This window comes from Azospirillum sp. ST 5-10, assembly GCF_051225715.1.
Taxonomy (GTDB): Bacteria; Pseudomonadota; Alphaproteobacteria; order Azospirillales; family Azospirillaceae; genus Azospirillum.
Genome location: NZ_JBPJSP010000035.1, coordinates 41,539 through 59,959, shown reverse-complemented (window position 1 = coordinate 59,959; position 18,421 = coordinate 41,539). Strand labels below are relative to the sequence as shown.

The following is an 18,421-nucleotide window of genomic DNA, read 5'->3' as shown; positions in this document are numbered from 1 at the left end:
CGCTCAGCTCGTGTAGTAGCGGTAGGAGGTGCGCTGCGACACCGCGGCGTCGCCGTAGCCGTAGAGCGAGTGGCGCTTGGCCTCGACCTGCGAGAGGACGACGCCCGTCACCCGCGCCCCGGCGTCGTAGAGCTGGTCCAGCGCGTAGCGCGCCACCCGCGGCGCCGTCTTGCGCCAGCGCACCACGAACATGCAGTGGTCGACCACCATCGCCAGCGCCCGGGCGTCGGCGACCGGGACCACCGGCGGGGTGTCGATCAGGATCAGGTCGTAGTGCTGCTGCACGGTGGCGAGCATCGAGGTCAGGACGTTGGGCCGCAGGATGTAGGGCGTGTGGTTCATCTCCTTCAGCATCGCCGAGAGGCGGCTGGCGGCGACCACGTGGGCGCCCGAGGCGCTGTCCTCCTGCACCACCGGCGCCAGCGGGTTGTCCTCCGGCAGGAGATGGCTCTTGGGGTCGATCAGGTAGCGGCTGCCGATCAGGTTCTCGACGTTGGGACGGCGCAGGTCGGCGTCGATGACCAGCACGCGCTGCCCCTGGGCGGCGACCTGGCGGGCGAGCGAGACGACGAGCGTCGACTTGCCCTCCTTGGGCACCGAGGAAGTGACCATCACCGACTTCCCGTCGCCGGTGCGCTGCTGCTCGATCTGCAGGGTGGTGTAGATGCTGCGCAGGGATTCGGCGTAGGCCGACACCGGTTTGTCGACGACGTAGCGGGCGCGCGAGGAGGCGCTGGCCAGCTTGCCCGGCACCTTCGGCACCAGCCCCAGCGGCACGGCGTTGAGGGCCGACTTCACCTCGTCGGTGCTCATCACGCCGTTCTCCAGCAGCTCGGCCAGGACCACCATGACCAGCCACAGGGCGATCGCCACCACCAGGGCGCCGCCGGCCAGCAGCTTGCGGTTGGGGCCCGACGGCAGGGACGGCACGGCGGCCTTCGACAGCACCCAGGCGTCGGGCTGCTCGACGGCGAGGCGCTCCTGGGCGTTGAGCTGCTCCAGGTACTGGTTCAGCAGGGCGGTGTTCGACTCGGCCTCGCGCTGCATGCCGCGCATCTCGACCTCGGCGCTCTTCATCTGCGCCAGATCCCCCTCGAGCCGGTCGAGGGCCTCCTTCAGGGTCGCGGCGCGGCGCCCGGCCACCTGGGCGTTGCTGCGCGCGGCGGAGACGGCGTTGGACGCCTCGGCCTGGATGCGGCCGGCGAGCGACGAGACCTCGGCGCGGCTGTTGACCACCGCCGGGTGCTGCGGGCCGTAGTTGCCGCCCAGCTCGGCGAGGCGCTGGCGGGCCGCCGTGTCGCGCTCCAGCAGGCCGGCGGTGTTGGGGCTGCCCAGCATCTCCAGCACGGCGCGGGGGCCGCGCTGGTTCATCGCCGACTCGATCTCGCGCTGGCGCGCCGCGGCCGTCTCGTACTCGGCGCGGGCGGACACCAGTTCGGTGCTGACGGTGGAGATCTGCTCGGCGATCAGGGACGCCGTGCGCGCCTCGACGATGCCCTTGCCGGCCCGGTACTCCTCGATCCGGTGCTCGAGGTCGGCGATGTGGGTGCGCAGCTCGCCGACCCGGTCGCGCAGCCAGGAGGTCGCCGTCTCCTTGGCCTCCAGCTTGGATTCGAGCTGCTGGGTCAGGTAGAGGTCGGACAGCTCGTTGACGACCCGCGCGGCGATGACCGGGCTCTCGGAGCGGAACTGCACGGTCAGCACCCGCGATTCGCGCAAGGGGGCGACCATCAGCCGCTCCTGGAAGCGCGGCAGCACCTCGGCCTCGATGATGTCGCCCGGCGCCTCGGGCGCCGGCTCGCCGAGCGGCTCGAAGCCCAGCGTGACCAGCACCGGCGAGGCGAGGTCGCGCCAGCTCGGCAGCTCCGGCAGCGCGAAGGGCAGGATGCTGTCCTCCTCCACCGGGATCAGCGGGTTGAACTCCGGCCGCTCGGCCAGGCCGAGGTTGTCGACGGCGCGCCGGGCCAGCCGGTCGGACGTCAGGATCTGCATTTCCGTCTGCAGGGTCTGCACGTCCGTCATCACGTTCTGCGCCATCTCCACCGGCTTGACGACGATGGTGCCCTGGGCGGTGTAGTGGGTCTTCAGGCCGGCGATCATCAGGATCGCCGGCACCAGGACGAACAGGATCGGAATGATCGCCAGCCACAGCCGGCGGCGCAGGATCAGCAGCAGCTCGTTGAACGTGATGGTGCGGGTTCCGCCCCACAACCAATGCTCCTGGCTTTCGCCGTAGGACGCGGTGCGTCGTGACACGTGGTTCATGTTCGAGATCCCGTCCGATGAATATTGTCTTGCTCGACGCCGCAGGGCAGCGGAAGCGGGCATCTATCCGGACAATGGCGGCGGCGCCGGCCCTTGCCGAGCGCGCCGACGGCTACTCGCTCTTTGGCGGGACGCCGCCCCGTCCGAAGTATCTCCAGGGGCATGGCCGGCCTCACGAGGTGCGGTGGCGCCGGCCGATCATGCGCATCAGCGCCTCGCGCTCCATCAGGCTGAAGGGCCACAGCAGCAACGCCAGCAGGCCGAACAGCAGCACCGGCAGGGCGGCCGCCAGCATCTCCGAGAGCGACCCCGCGTGGCCGATGCCGGGCAGCGCCAGCAGGGTGACCGCCAGGGTCACCCCGGCGGCGGCGAACAGCCGGGCGAAGGCGCCGACGTCGAAGCGGTAGGGATAGCCGCGCCGGTAGAGGGCGGCGATGATGACGACGTGCGACAGCACCTCGCCCACCAGCAGCGCCACCACCAGCCCGTCCGCCCCCATGCCCATCGCCACCAGGACCAGGGCCAGCGGCAGCGCGACGATGCTGGCGAGCGAGCCGGCGGTGGTCAGCTCGGGGCAGCCGAGGATGTTGGTGACCAGCGACAGCGCCACGCGGTGGCTCTGCGCCACCAGGAAGAGGGCGAAGCCGACGGCCACGCCCCAGGAATCGCCGTATTTGCCGCCGGAGATCAGCTCCATGATGGTGTCGCCGTAGGCGACGGTAAGGATGACCAGCGGCAGGAGGACGATGAGGTTGGCCTTGTAGAGGAACTGCACCCGCTCCAGCAGGCGGTCGAAACGGTTGTCCATGCTGTAGGCGGCGACGATCGACGGCCGCGCCACGGTGAACAGCAGCGAGATCGGCAGGTAGCGGCGGATCTGCTCGGCGAAGGTGCGGCAGAAGCCGAAGCCGGCCACCGCCGCCGGGCTCAGCATCGAGGTGCCGACCAGCATCAGGGTGTTGGCGCTGGCGAGGCTGGAGATGAGCTGGGCGGCGTAGTTGTGCCCGGCGATGGCGAACACCTCGCGCAACGGCGGCACCCGCCAGCCCTCGGCCGGAGGATGGTCGCCGAGATGGCGGAAGGCGTAGACGGCGAGCTGCACCAGCGCCAGGACCAGCGACACCGCCGACGCCACGACGTCGGCCGTCACCACCTCGGCCAGGGTGAGGCCGTCCTGCATGGCGTAGAGCACCAGCCCGGCGAACAGGGCGCCGCGCACGGCGGCGTTGACCTGCGACTGCCCCTGCAGCAGCAGCGGCTCGAAGATCTCGCCGCGCATCGAGCGGACCAGCGCCTCCATGAACAGCACCAGGAGGTAGAGCTCCAGCACGTCGATCCACTGCGGGATGCCCAGCAGGTCGGCCTCCAGCCCGAGCAGCGCCCAGCCCAGCAGCGCCAGCAGCGCCAGCGACGCCACCCGGCCGCCCAGCAGCGTCAGGATCAGCAGGCCGAGCTGCCGCCCGCCGGCGTGGATGCGGAACTCCGGCAGGTACTTGGCGCTGACCCAGTCGAGCCCCAGCCCGGCGTAGGTGATGGTCAGGCTGAGCGCCGACAGCAGCAGGGCGTAGACGCCGAACTCGGCGACGCTCAGGCCGCGGGCGGCCAGCACCATGGCGGCCATGGTCAGGCCGGCCGAGACGAAGCGGCCGCAGACCAGGGACAGGAATCCCCGGCGCACCGCCTTCAACGAATAGAACTCCGCGCGCACCGCGTCCTCGCGTTGATCGTTGACCCGAAACCGATCCGCCGAGGCGGATCCCCCGCTCCAGGGGCCGTCCGCCCTCAGTGGGCGACCAGCACCTCGTCCAGCGGCTTGCGGTGGGAATGGGCCACCGACAGGCGCTCGGGCAGGTGGCCGACGGCGATCATCATGATCACCACCTCGTTGTCGGGAATGCCGGCGGCGGCGCGCATGGCGCGGTCGGTCTCCTTGACCACGCTCCAGTTGAGCATGCAGGTGCCGAGCCCCAGGGCGTGCAGGGCGTAGACCAGCGACATGGCGAACAGGCCGCCGTCGATCCAGCACTGGAAGCGCTCGCCGACGCTGGTGAAGTGCTGCAGGTCGGCGGTCACCACCAGCAGCTTGGAGGCCTGGTCGCCGAAGCCGCGGTTGCCGTTCTGGAAGCTCAGCACCCGCGCCTTCTGCGCCGGCTCGGAGAAGGCGTGCACCTTCCAGGCCTGGCGGTTGCACACCGACGGCGTGCGCTGCGCCATGCGCACGGCGCGCGCGACGGTCTCCATGGCGACCTCCTCGCCGGAGAACTGGCGGACGCTGTGGCGGGTGGCGAAGAACGCCTCGGGGTCGGCCGGGGCCGCGGCGGCGACGGCGGCGCGCGCGACGGCGATGGTGCCGCCGCTGGCGCCGTCGCCGGGCGGCCGGCCGCCGCCGAAGCGGACCAGGGCGGCGTCCACCTCGGGAAAGCTCAGGCCGTGGCCGAGGCTGAAGGCGCGATAGGCGGCCAGCGTGTCGATGCCGGCGCGCGCCGTGCCGTCGACGCCGTGGCGCGCGACGTAGCGGTCGAGCAGGGAGATCAGCAGGCGGACCGCGTCCTGGCCGAAGCCGGGCCGCGGCTCCTTCAGCGCCAGCCCCTTCTCCAGGCGGTGGTAGTTGAGGGTCACCAGGGCGGCGAGCTGGGTCTTCGTCAGCTCCTCGCGCCCGGCCGACGACCAGCGCAGGTAGCGGCGCAGGTCGTACAGGCCGTTGCCGGCCAGGGCCAGCACCGTGCGCGTGCGCCGGTGCGTCTCGACGAGCCGCCGCATCGCCCCGGAAGGCAGCAGCCGGGCGAGCACCGCCCGCTTCCGGGACATCGGCGGCGACAGCGCGGTCACGGTGGCGACGTTCTGCGACATGGGCTCCTCGAACGATGCGGGACGACGGATGCGGCGATGGACCGGGACCGCGGCCCCGCGGCATCGCCCGCGTCCGCCGATCCCGGCTCGTGGTTGAGGATGGGGATTGGCGGCGGCGGGCGTCGGACGGCTTCGGTGGTAGGGACGCGATCAACGGCAGTAGGCCACCCGCCCCGAACGGCACAGGCCTCGGCCGGGGGGCGCGCGAACGTTCGGCCGGGTCCTCCCCCGAAAGAGTCGCCGACGTCCCGTTCCGGCGCGGCGCCGACCCAAGGGGCGATGCTTCTTCCGGGCGCTTCGCCGGGCCGCGACGCGGCGGCTACCCTGACGCCCAACCGATCACCAGCCGAGAGGAAGACGGGTGACTGCGCAGACGCCGCTCCGCATCTACCTGACGGGCCACCGCACGTTCGCCAACCACGGCTGCGAGGCGCTGGTGCGCTCCGCCGTGTCCCTGTTCCGGACGGCGTTCGGCCCGGTCGAGGTCCTGGTCCCCTCCGACGACCCGGCCCAGGACGCCCGCTTCTGGCCGAACGCCGCCGCATCGGGGGTGCGGTTCGTGCCGGCGGTCGATCCGCCGGGGCTCTACCGCTGGTGGCACCGCGCCGCCCGCGTCGCGCCGGGCTGGAACCGCCTGCCCTGGCCGCCGATGCCGCTGTCCGACGCCGCCCGCCGCGCCCTCGGCGAGGCCGACCTGGTGGTGTCCACCGGCGGCGACAACTACACCCTCGACTACGGGCCGGTGTCGCTCTACGGCCAGGCCGGGCTCGACGGGGCGGCCATGGACCGCGGCATCCCGACCGTGCTGTGGGGGGCCTCCGTCGGCCCGTTCGAAGGCTGCCCCGGCGCCCCGGAGGCCATGCGCCGCCACCTCAACCGCTTCGACGCCGTGGTCGTGCGCGAGACGGTGAGCCGCGACTACCTGCAGCGCCTGGGCGTCGAGGAGCGGCTGTCGCTGTCGGTCGATCCCGCCTTCCTGATGACCCCGGAGCCGGTGGCGGTGACCGACTTCTGGCCCAAGGAGGGCGGTGCCGGCACGGTGGCGCTCAACCTCAGCCCGATCATCCGGCGCTACCACGCCGCGCGCAACCCCGGCGTGCCCATGGAGGACGACGTCGGCGCCTTCGTCCACGACCTCGTCGACAAGGGCCACGGCGTGCTGCTGCTGCCCCACGTCGTCAGCCCCGGCGGCGGCAACCCGGCCAAGTGCGACCACGCCTTCCTCAGCCAGCTGCTGGCCCACACCGGCGGGCGCGGCGGCCGCATCACCTTGGCCCCGCGCACCCTCAACGCGCCGCAGCTCAAGCACGTGCTGTCGCGCTGCCGCTTCATGATGGGCGGGCGCACGCACGCGACGATCGGCGCGCTGTCCAGCGGCGTGCCGACCATCTCGATCGCCTACTCCGTCAAGGCCAAGGGCATCAACCGCGACCTCTTCGGCGACGAGCGCTACGTGCTCGACGGCGCCAGCCTCGACCGCGCCAGCCTGCACGCCGCCTTCGCCCGTCTGATCGACGACGAGGGCGCCATCCGCCAGCGCCTGGCCACCCGCAAGCCCCACTGGCCGGACGCGCTGGACGCGGCCCTGGAGCGCGTGCGCGAGGCGCTGGAGCGCCGCCGGTCTCCGGTCGTGGCGGTCGCCGCCGAATAGGCAGAGGCCGCCCGGCGGCGCAACGGCGGCCGGAGATCGCCCTCTTCCGGAACGGGGGAGGGCGCCGCGCGCCCAAGCCCGAACAGTCCCGCCGACACGAGGCCCGAGATCCGCCGGGATTACCTCGGCGGATTGGTCTTTATCATCTTCATTTCCAGAACATACACCACGATTACTTTCGTATCATTGGCGTCATTCCAAAGATACATTGCAGCCCTCCGGGCAGAACCCAACTACGGTCGTGTCGACGACACGACGAATTTCCTGAGGCCACGGTCGCCACAACCGGTGGAGAGTTTGGATGAAAGTGCTGATCGTCTTCGGCACCCGGCCGGAGGCCATCAAGATGGCCCCCCTCCTGAAGCGGATCGAACGCGAGCCGGGGCTGGAGCCGCTGGTCTGCGTGACCGCCCAGCACCGCCAGATGCTCGACCAGGTGCTCAGCCTGTTCGACATCAAGCCCGACTACGACCTTGACGTCATGCGCGACGGCCAGGGCCTGTGCTACATCACCTCCGCCGTCCTCAACGGCATCCTCGAGGTGATCCAGGACTGCAAGCCGGACCGCGTGCTCGTCCAGGGCGACACGACGACGACCATGGCGGCGGCGCTGTCGGCCTTCTACGCCCGCGTGCCGGTCGGCCACGTCGAGGCCGGGCTGCGCACCGGCAACCTCATGTCGCCCTGGCCGGAGGAGCTGAACCGCAAGCTGGCGAGCTGCATCGCCGACATCCACTTCGCGCCGACCGCGGTGTCGCGCGACAACCTGCTGCGCGAGGGCGTCGACGCGGCCAAGGTGGAGGTCACCGGCAACACGGTGATCGACGCCCTGCTCTACGCCGTCGGCATCATCGAAGCCGATCCCGCCCTGCGCGCCGATCTCGACGCCCGCTTCCCCTTCCTCAACGAGGCGGAGAGCCAGGGCCGGCGGATCGTCCTGACCACCGGCCACCGCCGCGAGAACTTCGACGGCGGGCTGGAGCAGGTGTTCACCGCGCTGTCCTGGCTGGCCGAGCGGCCCGACGTCTCGGTGGTCTTCCCGGTGCACCTCAACCCGAACGTCCAGAAGGCCGCCCAGGAGATCCTGAAGGGGCGGAACAACGTCCACCTGATCGCGCCGCAGGAGTACCTGCCCTTCGTCTATCTGATGAAGCGCGCCCACCTGATCGTCACCGACAGCGGCGGCGTCCAGGAGGAGGCCCCCTCGCTGGGCAAGCCGGTCCTGGTCACCCGCGACACCACCGAACGGCCCGAGGCGGTGACCGCCGGCACCGTCGAGCTGGTCGGCCCCAACGCCGAGGCCGTCGTCCGCCACGCCACCCGCCTGCTGGACGACGCCGAGGCCTACCGGCGCATGAGCCGTGCCCACAATCCCTATGGCGATGGTCGCGCCTGCGACCGCATCGTTGCGAGGTTGCTCCATGAAGTCCGTCAGTAAGGTTTCCGTCATCGGCCTCGGCTACATCGGCCTGCCCACCGCGGCCGTGTTCGCCGACCGCGGCGTCGAGGTGACCGGCATCGACGTCAACCCCAGCGTGGTGGACAGCATCAACGCCGGCGAGCCGCACATCGTCGAGCCGAACCTCGGCGCGCTGCTGCGCCGGGTGGTCGAGGCCGGCAAGCTCAGGGCGTCCACCGAGGTGGCCCCGGCCGACGCCTTCATCATCGCCGTCCCCACCCCCTTCCAGGAGGTGGAGGGCCACCACTGGCCCGACCTCACCTACGTCGAGAAGGCGGCGCGCGCCGTCGCCAAGGTGCTGAAGAAGGACGACCTGGTGATCCTGGAGTCGACCTCGCCGGTCGGCACCACCGAGCGCATGTGCACCTGGATGGCCGAGGAGCGGCCCGACCTCTCCTTCCCCACCCAGAAGGGCGAGATGTCGGACATCCGCGTCGCCCACTGCCCGGAGCGCGTGCTGCCCGGCAAGATCCTCGACGAGGTCGTGAACAACGCCCGCGTCATCGGCGGCATCACCCGCAAGTGCGCGCAGCAGGCGCTGCAGCTCTACAAGATCATCTGCGAGGGCGAGTGCCGCCCCACCACCGCCCGCACGGCGGAGCTGGCGAAGCTGACCGAGAACGCCTACCGCGACGTCAACATCGCCTTCGCCAACGAACTGTCGGTGATCTGCGACCGGCTGAAGATCAACGTCTGGGAGCTGATCAAGCTCGCCAACCTGCACCCGCGGGTCAACATCCTGCGGCCCGGGCCCGGCGTCGGCGGCCACTGCATCGCCGTCGACCCCTGGTTCATCGTCGACAGCGCGCCGGACGAGACGCGGCTGATCCAGGCCGCCCGCAAGGTCAACGACGACAAGCCGGACTTCGTCTGCGCCAAGGTCGCCGAGCGGGCCCGCCTGCTGAAGGAGCCGGTGATCGCCTGCCTCGGCCTGTCCTACAAGAAGGACGTCGACGACCTGCGCGAGAGCCCGGCGGTGCACATCGTCGAGTGCCTGGCGAAGGAGAACGTCGGCAAGCTGCTGGTGGTCGAGCCGCACATCTCCAAGCTGCCGTCGGAACTGGCCGAGCTGGGGCTGGAGCTCACCGACTTCGACGCCGCGCTCGAACAGGCGAACCTGGTGGTGCTGCTGGTCGATCACATGAGCTTCACCTACGTCGACCGCGATCTTCTGAAGGACAAGTTCGTCATCGACACCGTCGGCGTGTGGTGACGGGCAGCGACCGGCGAAGGAGGCGACCATGACGAGCGTTACGGGGGCGAACGACATCCGGCTCCGCGAGCTGCTGGAGCGCTTCGGCGTGCCGCAGCGGCGGATGCGGTTCCTCGGGGTGCCGATGGACCCGCTGGACATGGAGGAGACGGTCCGCATCATCGACGCGGCGATCGCCGAGGGCGTGTGCCTGAAGCACGTCGTCGTCAACGTCTCCAAGCTGGTCAACATGCGCTCCGACCCGGCGCTGCACGCCGACGTGGTGGACAGCGACCTCATCAACATCGACGGGCAGGGCGTGGTGTGGGGGGCCCGGCTCGCCGGCTGCCCGGTGCCGGCGCGGGTCGCCGGCATCGACCTGATGGACCGTGTGCTGGCGCTGTGCGCCACCCGCGGCTACCGCCCCTACATCCTGGGGGCCAAGCAGGAGGTGCTGGAGCGCGCCGTCGTCAACATCGAGGCGCGCTACCCCACCTTGGAGTTCGCCGGCTACCGCAACGGCTACTTCAGCCGCGAGGACGAGGCGACCATCGTCGAGGAGATCCGGGCGTCGGGCGCCGACTGCCTGTTCGTCGCCATCTCCAGCCCGACCAAGGAACGCTTCACCCAGCAGTACCGCGAGCGGCTCGGCGTCAAGTTCCTGATGGGCGTCGGCGGCTCGGTGGACGTGATGGCCGGGATGACCCGGCGGGCGCCCGTGTGGATGCAGCGCGCCGGCATGGAATGGTTCTACCGCGTGCTGCAGGAGCCGCGGCGGATGTGGAAGCGCTACCTCGTCACCAACAGCCTGTACGCCGGCCTGCTGGCGCGCGAGGTGCTGCGGCCGCGGCGGCCGGCCGGCTCGCCGGGCGCCGACCCGGGCACGGCGTAGCCCGCCGCCTCCCCTGCTCTCGTCCCGGCCCCGCCGGGCGACGACGGACACCCCCTCTCCCGGCCCGGGAGCAGGGGGCTTTCCGTTGCCGCGGAACCGTGGGCGGGCGGTTCCGCCGACGGACCCGGGACCGGTCGCCGGGGGATCGGTGCCAGGTCTGGCAGCGCCTGGATCGCGGAAAAAAGCCCCCGGGCGGGTGCGCCGGGGGAGTTTGGTTCCGAACGTCTGCCGGCGGCCGGGCCAGGCGACGCGGCCGGCGGAAGAAGTCGTCGGCATTGTAATCCAACCATCGTTATGCGCAAGCGCGCATAACGATACGCGCGGGAGGCATCGCCTGTGGTCGTGCCAGTCCTCTCCCCCAGGGAAAGGGTTCGGCGGGGGGCCGTTGTGCTCGCACCTCCGGCGGCTGCGACACGGTTCCCACACGGCGAAGAAAACCCCCTCTCCCGCATGGGGAGAGGGGGTTCTGCCGTACCGCGCCGCCACGCCTGCGAATGCGCCGGCCCGGGGAAGAGAGGGGTCGCGAGGCCCACCGGCGACGCGCGTCCCCCGGCGATCACCCCGTGGTGAACCAGGAGTCGCTGATGTCGACGGCGCGGACGCCGGTGAGGGTCACCTGGTCGCCGGTGCTGAAGACGACGACCGCACCGGCGTCACCGTCGGCGATGGTCCAGGTCGTGCCGGCCGCGACCTGCAGGCGGTCGCCCTCGGCGCCGCTGAAGTCGGTGATCGTGTCCGCTCCGCTCAAGGGACCGAAGACGAAGGTGTCGGCGCCGTCGTTGCCCTCCATGGTGTCGTTGCCGAGGTTGCCGACGATGGTGTCGTTGCCGACGTTGCCGAACAGCAGGTCGTCGCCCTGGCCACCGAACAGCGTGTCGTCGCCCTGGCCGCCGAACAGCGTGTCGACGCCGAGTTGGCCGTACACCACGTCCGAGGCGAGCTGGCCGTAGAGCAGGTCGCTGTCCTGGCCGCCGAACAGGCTGTCGGCGTCCTGGCCGCCGAAGATGGTGTCGGCGCCCTGGTTGCCGTAGAGCGCGTCGGCGTCCTTGTTGCCGAAGATCTCGTCGTTGTCCTCGCCGGCGAACACCGTGTCCGCGCCGAGGCCGCCGAAGACGGAATCGTTGCCGATGTGGCCGACCAGCAGGTCGTCGCCGTCGCCGCCGAACAGCTTGTCGTCGCCATGGTTGCCGAGCAGAACGTCGTTGTCCCAGTGGCCGTAGAGCTGGTCGTCCTCGCTGCCGCCGTCGATCCAGTCGTTGCCGTAGCCGCCCTCCAGCGTGTCCCTGCCGACCGCCCCGGACAGCGTGTCGTCGCCGCCATGGCCCCAGAAATAGCTGTCGCCGGTCTCGCCTTCGGCGAGAGTCGTCCTGTCGATGAAGAGGTCGTTGCCCTCGCTGCCCTCGATCAGGTTGATCCGGACGATGGTGTCGCCGGCGGCGAACCCCTGGCTGTTGGCCGGGTTCTCCAGGTCGAGAACGACACCCTGCGTGCCGGCCGACGCGTAGGTCACCCGGTCGAAGGCGGTGTAGTCGGGGCCGCCGGTCATGAAGTCGGCACCGGCGCCGCCGTCGATGGTGTCGGAGGTGTCGCCGCCGTCGATGCTGTCGTCGCCGTCGCCGCCGTAGAGATAGTCGTTGCCCTGGTTGCCCGACAGCACGTCGTTGCCGCCGCCGCCGTCGACGTAGTCGTCTCCCGCCAGGGCGTCCACCACGTCGTTGTCGGCGTCGCCGATCAGGGTGTCGGCGCCGCCCGACGGCGTTCCGGCGACCGCCAGCACGTGCGGCCAGGCCTCGTGCCCGACGAAGGGGGACGCCGCGGTGATCGTCGCGGTCGCGTGGTCGAGCGACCAGCCCGCCCCCTGGGCGGCGTCGCCGACCGGCGTCGAGGCGGCGGCCACGGCCGTGTCGGTGGCCCGCGCCAGCCGCTCGACGAAGCGCCGCCCCGTCTCGCCTTCGGCGACCCGGCAGGCGTGGATCAGGATTTCTGTGCCCGGCGCCGAGGGCCAGTGGCGATCGGCCAGGGACGCCGCGTCGATCGCCGCGGCACCGAGGCGGACGCGCCCGGGTTCGCCGTGCGCCAGAAGGTGGATGGCCGCCGGCCGCGCGGCGAGCGCGCGGGCCAGCACGCCATGGGCGTCCTCGTCCGCGGACACCAGGATCGTCCGGACTCCCGGCCGGCGACGCTCGAGAAGATATGCCAGGTCCTCGAGAGCGGAGTCCGCAATCAGAAGCTCACGCACCGCCTTACCTCTCTTGCTCTTGTGGCACGCCGGACCACGGGCAGGCGTTGGGCCCGGGCGGCAAAACCCGTGACCGACAACGGGCCCCAAGCGACAGCCATGGCCGGAAAACGTGGTCAGTGTGCCGGGACGCGCTGCGTCGATAAACGCGGAAGAGGAGGTATACCCCCGAAGCCTCCAGCGACGATTCGATCGGTTCTTTCGGGTGTTTTCGCTCTATGACGGACTTTTTTGCTGACTGAGCATAGTGCTATGGGCCAAAGGAAGGCCGGCCGAAAAGGGGAGCCGTTCTTGACGTCGGGGGGATGCGGATCCGAAGAGGGAACGGTCGGCGCCGGCGCCGCGGCGGCCCGCCGGTCGCTTGGTGTTCCGACTGGCGGGAGACGGCATCTCCGCACTGGACGCAGGCCGGCGGGAGGATCATCATCGCGCGCCACCGCACGTAGCGGGGAACCGGCGGGGCGCAGGGCAGGACGGGATCGCATGACGAAGACGGACATGGCATTCGCCGAACGGAAGCTGTTTGTCGAGCGATGGGTGAAAGCGCCCCTCAAGGTCGCCTCGGTCACGCCGAGCGGCACCGAGCTGTGCCGCGCGATGGTCGAGGCCGCCGGCGCCGGCGCCGGGCAGCGGGTGGTCGAGCTGGGCCCCGGCACCGGACCGATCACCTCGGCGCTGCTGAAGGCCGGGGTCGAGCCGCGGGACCTGCTGCTTCTCGAGCTGGACGACGTCTTCGCCCGGCACCTGCGCGACCGCCACCCCGGCGTCACGGTGGTGGAGGGCGACGCCCGCCGCATCGGCCGCTTCGCCATCCGCGAAGGCTGGCACGGCTGCGACGCGGTGGTGTCCGGCCTGCCGCTGATCGCCCTGCCGCTCTCGGCGCAGATCCGCATCGCCCACGGCGCCTTCGAGGTGATGGGGCCGCACGGGGTGTTCGTGCAGCTCACCTATGGGCCGTTCTCGCCGCTGAACCCCGCGCTGGTGCGCCGGCTCGGGCTGGTCGCGCGGCGCTTCCGCTGGATCGCGCGGAATCTGCCGCCGGCCTCGGTGTGGACCTATCGCCGCCGCAACGCCCCGCCGATGAGCTGACCGGCCGGCGCGCCGAGTCGCGGACGGGCTGAGATCGATCAATGCGCCGGCGGCGGCGCCGGGGCACGGTGCGCTCCGTCCGCCCCCAGCCGAGCCGACCGATGCAGCCCTACGCCCGCCCCGCCCTGCTGTTCCTCGCCCGCCATCTCGCCGCCGGCCTGCTCGCCGGTCTGGCGTTCTGCCTGGGCATGCTGTGGTTCGACGTGGCCGGGCTCGGCACCCTGCTGCTGCGGTCCGACAGCATGGTGGTCGGCCTGTACCTGTTCATCGGCTCGGTCTGCTGCACCTTCGGCGGCGTCGCCATGGCGGTCGGCATCATGAACCTGGGCGATCACGCCGACCGGCCCGACCGCGAGCATTGAGGCGCCGCGCCGGCTCAGAGCGGCCGGCCCGGTTCCCAGTCCGGCGGCGCCAGGCGGAAGCCCTCGAAGCGGAAGGCCGGGGCGACGGTGCAGCCGACCAGGGTCCAGGCGCCGAGCGGTCGGGCGGCCTGCCACGCCCCTTCCGGCACCACCGCCTGCGGCCGCTCGCCGGCCAGCAGGTCCATGCCGAGGCGGACCGTCTCGACCGCCCCGCCCGCATCGGCGATGGCGAGTTCCAGGGGGCCGCCGCCGTACCAGTGCCACATCTCCACCGCGTCCACCGTGTGCCAGTGCGACCGCTGGCCGGCGCGCAGCAGGAAGTAGATGCCGGTCTTCGCGCCGCGGCCGCCGGCCGGATCGGCGTGCCGGTAGGTCTCGACGAAATGGCCGCCCTCGGGGTGCGGCTGCAGCCCGAGCAGGGCGATGATGCGGTCGGCGTCGAGCGTGTCGGTCATCCCCTCCCCCTCGTATCTCTCAGTTGCCGGCTCAGGCCGGCGGTGCCGTGCGCCGGGCGCTGTCGCGCTGGGCGGCGCGCCCGTACCAGGCGGCGAGCGCCGGACGGCCGGGCCGCCAGTCCTCCTGCCCCCAGCGGAAGTCGAGATAGCCGAGCGCCGCCACCACCGCCAGGGTGCCGATGGTGACCGCGTCGCCCAGCCGCGGCGCCTCGGCCTCCAGAGCGTCGCAGGCGCGCTGCATGGCGCGCCGCTGCCGCTCGATCCAGGCGGCCGAGCGCTCGCCCTCGGGCCGCATCGTCTCCAGCCGGCGCGCCACCGCCGCGTCGCACAGCCCGTCGCCGAGCGCCTGCAGGCGCAGCGCCGTCCAGCGCGCCGGGCCGGCGGCCGGGAACAGCTTCGCGCCGCCGTGCCGGGAGTCGAGATACTCGGCGATCACCGGGCTGTCGTAGAGCACGGTGCCGTCCTCCAGCGCGAGGGCCGGCACCCGCCCCAACGGGTTGTCGCGCGGCAGGTCCGTGTCGGGCGCCCAGGGGTCGGTGGCCACCGCGGCGATGTCGGCCTCCAGGCCGCACTCGATGGCCACCATCATCACCTTGCGCACGTAGGGCGAGGTGGCGCTCCAGCGCAGCGTCATCATGGTCCGGCTCCTTGGCTTGATCGGCCGGGTGATTAGAGCCCAGGCGCCGCGCCCTGGCAACCGTGCGGCGGGCGGCGGCGCCGTCACTGGGCACTGGCGTCGCGCCCGGGGGTGGGGCATAAGACGGCGGCGGGACGACCGATGCGGCGGCGTCGCCCCCGTCCGTCTTCATGCCGAGAGTTTCCCTCCGTGTCCGAGCGCACCCGGCCCAAGCTGCTCTACCTCGTCACCGAGGACTGGTATTTCTGGTCGCACCGCCTGCCCATGGCGCGCGCGGCCCGCGACGCCGGCTTCGACGTCGCCGTGGCGACCCGGGTCGACGCCCATGGCGAGCGCATCGCCGCGGCCGGATTCCGTGTGGTGCCGCTGGACTGGCGCCGCCGCTCGCTGAACCCGGTGGGGGCGCTGTCCTCGGTGGCCGAGATCGCCGCCCTGTACCGGCGCGAGCGCCCGGACATCGTCCACCACGTGGCGCTGAAGCCCGTGCTGCTGGGCGGTCTGGCCGCCGCCCTGGCCGGCGTGCCGGCGGTGGTCAACGCCCTGACCGGCCTCGGCTCGACGTTCGGCAAGGGAAGCGTCAAGGCGCGCCTCGCCGGCGCCGTGGCCCGGCCGCTGCTGCGCCAGGTGCTGAAGCGGCCGAACAGCGTGCTGGTGCTGCAGAACGCCGACGACCGCGACCTCCTGGTCGGGCTCGGGCTGGCGGCCGCGGAGCGCTGCTGGCTGATCCGCGGCTCCGGCATCGACACCGACCACTTCGCGGTCCTGCCGGAGCCGCCGGAGCCGCCGGTCACCGTCGGCTTCGTCGGCCGGCTGCTGGCGGACAAGGGCGTGCGCCCGCTGGTCGAGGCGCAGCAGCGCCTGCACGGCGCGGGGCTGGACGTCGGCCTGATCCTCGCCGGCACGCCGGACCCGGAGAACCCGACCTCGGTGCCGGCGGAGGAGCTGGCGCGCTGGCGCACTCTGCCCGGCGTCGAGCTGGCGGGCCAGGTCGCCGACGTCCGCACGGTGTGGGCGCGCGCCCACATCGCCGCCCTGCCGTCGCGCCGCGAGGGACTGCCGAAGAGCCTGCTCGAGGCGGCGGCGTGCGGCCGGGCCATCGTCGCCACCGACGTGCCGGGCTGCCGCGAGGTGGCGCGCGCCGGCGAGAACGCCCTGCTCGTCCCGCCCGACGACCCGGCGGCGCTCGCCGAGGCGATCGCCGCCCTGGCCGGCGACACGGCGCGGCGGCGCCGCTTCGCCGAGGCCGGGCGGCGGCTGGTGCTGTCCGACATGGCGGCGGACCGGGTCGGCGCCCGCACCGTCGAGCTCTACCGCAGCCTGGTGGCGGCGCCGGGTGTCCCCGCCGCCGGCGCGGCGGAGCCCACCGCGCCATGAGCGCGCAGGCCCTCGCCCCCTTCGCCGCGCTGGCGGGCACGCTGGCCTTGTCCTGGCTGCTGGTCGGGCGGGTGCTCGCCTACCTGCGCCAGCGCGCCATCCTCGACCATCCCAACGACCGCTCCAGCCACACCGTGCCGACGCCGCGCGGCGGCGGCTGGGGCGTGGTGCTGACGGTGCTGCCGGCCTGGGTGGTGATCGCCGCCGCCGCCGGCCGGCTCCCCGCCCTGCTGCCGCTGCTCGCCGCCGCCGCCGCGCTGGTCGCCGTGTCGTGGGCCGACGATCGCCGCGGCCTCGGCGCCGCGCCGCGCTTCCTGGCGCAGATCGCCGCCGTCGCCGCCGGGCTGGCCACCCTGCCGGCGGACGGGCTGGTCCTGCAGGGGCTGGCGCCGTGGTGGCTCGACCGCGCCGTGGCCGGCGTCGCCTGGCTGTGGTTCGTCAACCTGTTCAACTTCATGGACGGCATCGACGGGATGGCCGGCAGCGAGGCCGCCTGCGTCGGCGGCGGGCTGGCGCTGGTCGCCGCGCTGGCCGGCCTCGACGCGGCGTTCCCCCTCTACGGGCTGGCGGTGGCCGGGGCGGCGCTCGGCTTCCTCGGCTGGAACTGGCATCCCGCCAAGGTCTTCATGGGCGACGTCGGCAGCGTGCCGCTGGGCTATCTCCTGGGCTGGCTGCTGCTGTCGGCCGCCGGCGCAGGTCTGTGGGAAGCGGCGCTGCTGCTGCCGCTCTATTTCCTGGCCGACGCGACGATCACCCTGCTGCGCCGCGCCGCGGCGGGAAAGCGGCTGTGGCAGGCGCACCGCGAGCACTTCTATCAGAAGGCAGTGCAGCGCGGCCGCCGCCATGACCGCGTGGTGCAGGCGGCTCTGGCCGCCAACGCCGTGCTGGCCGCCCTGGCGGTGCTCTCGCTGAGCGCCGGCTGGCCGACCGTGCCGGCCGGCGCCCTGGTGGTCGCCCGGCTGCTCATGCATTTCGCCCGGCCGGCGGCCTGAGGAGGGCGACCATGCGGGTCCTGGTCACCGGCGCCACCGGCTTCGTCGGCACGACGCTCGTTCCCCTGCTGGCCGGCCAGGGCCACGAGGTGTGCGCCGCGGTCCGCCGCCCCGAGGCGCTGGCGCCGGGTGCCCGCACCGTCGTCGTCGGCGACATCGGCCCCGACACGGAGTGGTCGGCCGCGCTCGCCGGCATCGACGCCGTGGTCCATCTCGCGGCGCGCGTCCACGTCATGCGCGACCGCGAGGCCGACCCCCTGGCCGCCTTCCGCCACGTCAACACCGCGGGCACCCGGCGCCTGGCCGAGGCCGCCGCCGCCGCCGGCGTGCGGCGCTTCGTCTTCCTCAGCTCCATCAAGGCGGTGACCGACGAGAGCCGGCCGGCCCCGGTGGGCGATCGGGAGCCGCCATGCCCCCGTTCGCCCTACGGCATCTCCAAGCTGGAGGCGGAGCGGGCGCTGGCCGAGGTGGCGTCGCGCACCGGGCTGGAAACCGTGGTGCTGCGCCCGCCGCTGGTCTACGGCCCCGGCGTCGGCGGCAACTTCCGCCGGCTGATGGAGCTGATCCGGCGGCGCGTGCCGCTGCCCCTGGGCCGGGTGGACAACCGGCGCAGCCTGATCTACGTGGAGAACCTCTGCGACGCCGCGGCGCTCGCGCTGGTCCACCCCGAGGCCCCCGGCCACGCCTTCCTGCTGCACGACGCCTTCCCGCTGTCGACGCCGGACCTGGTGCGCCGCCTCGCCCACGAGCTGGGGGTGGTGCCGCGCCTCGTCGCCGTGCCGCCGGACCTGCTGCGGCTCGCCGCGACCCTGGCCGGCCGGCGCGCCGTCTACGACCGTATCGCCGGCTCGCTGGTGCTGGAGGATCATGCGATCCACCGTACCATGCAGTGGCGGCCGCCGCGCAACACCGCCTACGGCTTGCGCGCCACCGCCGAATGGTTCAATTCTTGCCGCGGCTGACG

Annotated in this window: 15 protein-coding genes; 9 read left to right on the top strand and 6 right to left on the bottom strand. The window is 72.4% G+C overall.

Annotation, left to right across the window (positions count from 1 at the left end; genetic code table 11):
* Positions 1–3: 3 nt before the first annotated feature.
* From ACSBPG_RS27350 to ACSBPG_RS27340, 3 genes are all read right to left on the bottom strand, one after another.
* Complete coding sequence (locus ACSBPG_RS27350) at positions 4–2,265, bottom strand: GumC family protein (RefSeq protein ID WP_435540410.1); 2,262 nt, start codon at positions 2,263–2,265, stop codon at positions 4–6.
* 172 nt (positions 2,266–2,437) lie between these two features.
* The gene (locus tag ACSBPG_RS27345) at positions 2,438–3,973 is read right to left on the bottom strand and encodes a lipopolysaccharide biosynthesis protein (RefSeq protein WP_435540409.1); all 1,536 of its coding nucleotides are present in this window, start codon (positions 3,971–3,973) and stop codon (positions 2,438–2,440) included.
* A gap of 74 nt (positions 3,974–4,047) precedes the next feature.
* Positions 4,048–5,115, bottom strand: a complete 1,068-nt coding sequence (locus ACSBPG_RS27340) for a nitroreductase family protein (protein ID WP_435540408.1) — start codon at positions 5,113–5,115, stop codon at positions 4,048–4,050.
* Positions 5,116–5,476: 361 nt separating this feature from the next.
* Here ACSBPG_RS27340 and ACSBPG_RS27335 point away from each other — a divergent pair, with 361 nt between their 5' ends.
* The 4 genes from ACSBPG_RS27335 (at position 5,477) to ACSBPG_RS27320 (ending at position 10,309) form a co-directional block, all read left to right on the top strand.
* The gene (locus tag ACSBPG_RS27335) at positions 5,477–6,766 is read left to right on the top strand and encodes a polysaccharide pyruvyl transferase family protein (protein ID WP_435540407.1); all 1,290 of its coding nucleotides are present in this window, start codon (positions 5,477–5,479) and stop codon (positions 6,764–6,766) included.
* Between the two features lie 301 nt (positions 6,767–7,067).
* Positions 7,068–8,204 carry a non-hydrolyzing UDP-N-acetylglucosamine 2-epimerase gene (gene wecB / locus ACSBPG_RS27330; protein ID WP_435540406.1) on the top strand — a complete coding sequence of 379 codons (1,137 nt, stop codon included), beginning with the start codon at positions 7,068–7,070 and terminating at the stop codon, positions 8,202–8,204.
* Positions 8,188–9,438, top strand: coding sequence for a UDP-N-acetyl-D-mannosamine dehydrogenase (gene wecC / locus ACSBPG_RS27325; RefSeq protein WP_435540405.1), 1,251 nt, complete (start codon positions 8,188–8,190; stop codon positions 9,436–9,438). The genes wecB and wecC overlap by 17 nt, the downstream gene beginning before the upstream one ends.
* 28 nt (positions 9,439–9,466) lie before the next feature.
* Positions 9,467–10,309, top strand: a complete 843-nt coding sequence (locus ACSBPG_RS27320) for a WecB/TagA/CpsF family glycosyltransferase (protein WP_435540404.1) — start codon at positions 9,467–9,469, stop codon at positions 10,307–10,309.
* A 556-nt stretch (positions 10,310–10,865) separates the two neighbouring features.
* Here ACSBPG_RS27320 and ACSBPG_RS27315 read toward each other — a convergent pair.
* Entirely contained in the window at positions 10,866–12,548 is a 1,683-nt protein-coding gene (locus ACSBPG_RS27315) for a DUF4347 domain-containing protein (protein ID WP_435540403.1), read from the bottom strand.
* Positions 12,549–13,031: 483 nt separating this feature from the next.
* Here ACSBPG_RS27315 and ACSBPG_RS27310 point away from each other — a divergent pair, with 483 nt between their 5' ends.
* Positions 13,032–13,637: a class I SAM-dependent methyltransferase gene (locus ACSBPG_RS27310; protein WP_435540402.1), complete on the top strand. Its 606-nt coding sequence runs from the start codon at positions 13,032–13,034 to the stop codon at positions 13,635–13,637.
* A 101-nt stretch (positions 13,638–13,738) separates the two neighbouring features.
* Entirely contained in the window at positions 13,739–13,999 is a 261-nt protein-coding gene (locus ACSBPG_RS27305; RefSeq protein ID WP_435540401.1) for a hypothetical protein, read from the top strand.
* Positions 14,000–14,013: 14 nt separating this feature from the next.
* Here ACSBPG_RS27305 and ACSBPG_RS27300 read toward each other — a convergent pair whose 3' ends face one another.
* Both ACSBPG_RS27300 and ACSBPG_RS27295 read right to left on the bottom strand, forming a co-directional pair.
* Complete coding sequence (locus ACSBPG_RS27300; protein WP_435540400.1) at positions 14,014–14,454, bottom strand: cupin domain-containing protein; 441 nt, start codon at positions 14,452–14,454, stop codon at positions 14,014–14,016.
* A 31-nt stretch (positions 14,455–14,485) separates the two neighbouring features.
* The gene (locus ACSBPG_RS27295) at positions 14,486–15,091 is read right to left on the bottom strand and encodes a glutathione S-transferase N-terminal domain-containing protein (RefSeq protein WP_435540399.1); all 606 of its coding nucleotides are present in this window, start codon (positions 15,089–15,091) and stop codon (positions 14,486–14,488) included.
* A 189-nt stretch (positions 15,092–15,280) separates the two neighbouring features.
* On the opposite strand from ACSBPG_RS27295, the gene ACSBPG_RS27290 reads away from it, so the two are divergent.
* From ACSBPG_RS27290 to ACSBPG_RS27280, 3 genes are read left to right on the top strand one after another with little or no spacing between them, the layout of a single operon-like run.
* Positions 15,281–16,465, top strand: a complete 1,185-nt coding sequence (locus ACSBPG_RS27290; RefSeq protein ID WP_435540398.1) for a glycosyltransferase family 4 protein — start codon at positions 15,281–15,283, stop codon at positions 16,463–16,465.
* Positions 16,462–17,457, top strand: coding sequence for an MraY family glycosyltransferase (locus ACSBPG_RS27285; RefSeq protein WP_435540397.1), 996 nt, complete (start codon positions 16,462–16,464; stop codon positions 17,455–17,457). The genes ACSBPG_RS27290 and ACSBPG_RS27285 overlap by 4 nt, the downstream gene beginning before the upstream one ends.
* 11 nt (positions 17,458–17,468) lie before the next feature.
* Entirely contained in the window at positions 17,469–18,419 is a 951-nt protein-coding gene (locus ACSBPG_RS27280; protein ID WP_435540396.1) for an NAD-dependent epimerase/dehydratase family protein, read from the top strand.
* Positions 18,420–18,421 lie beyond the last annotated feature (2 nt).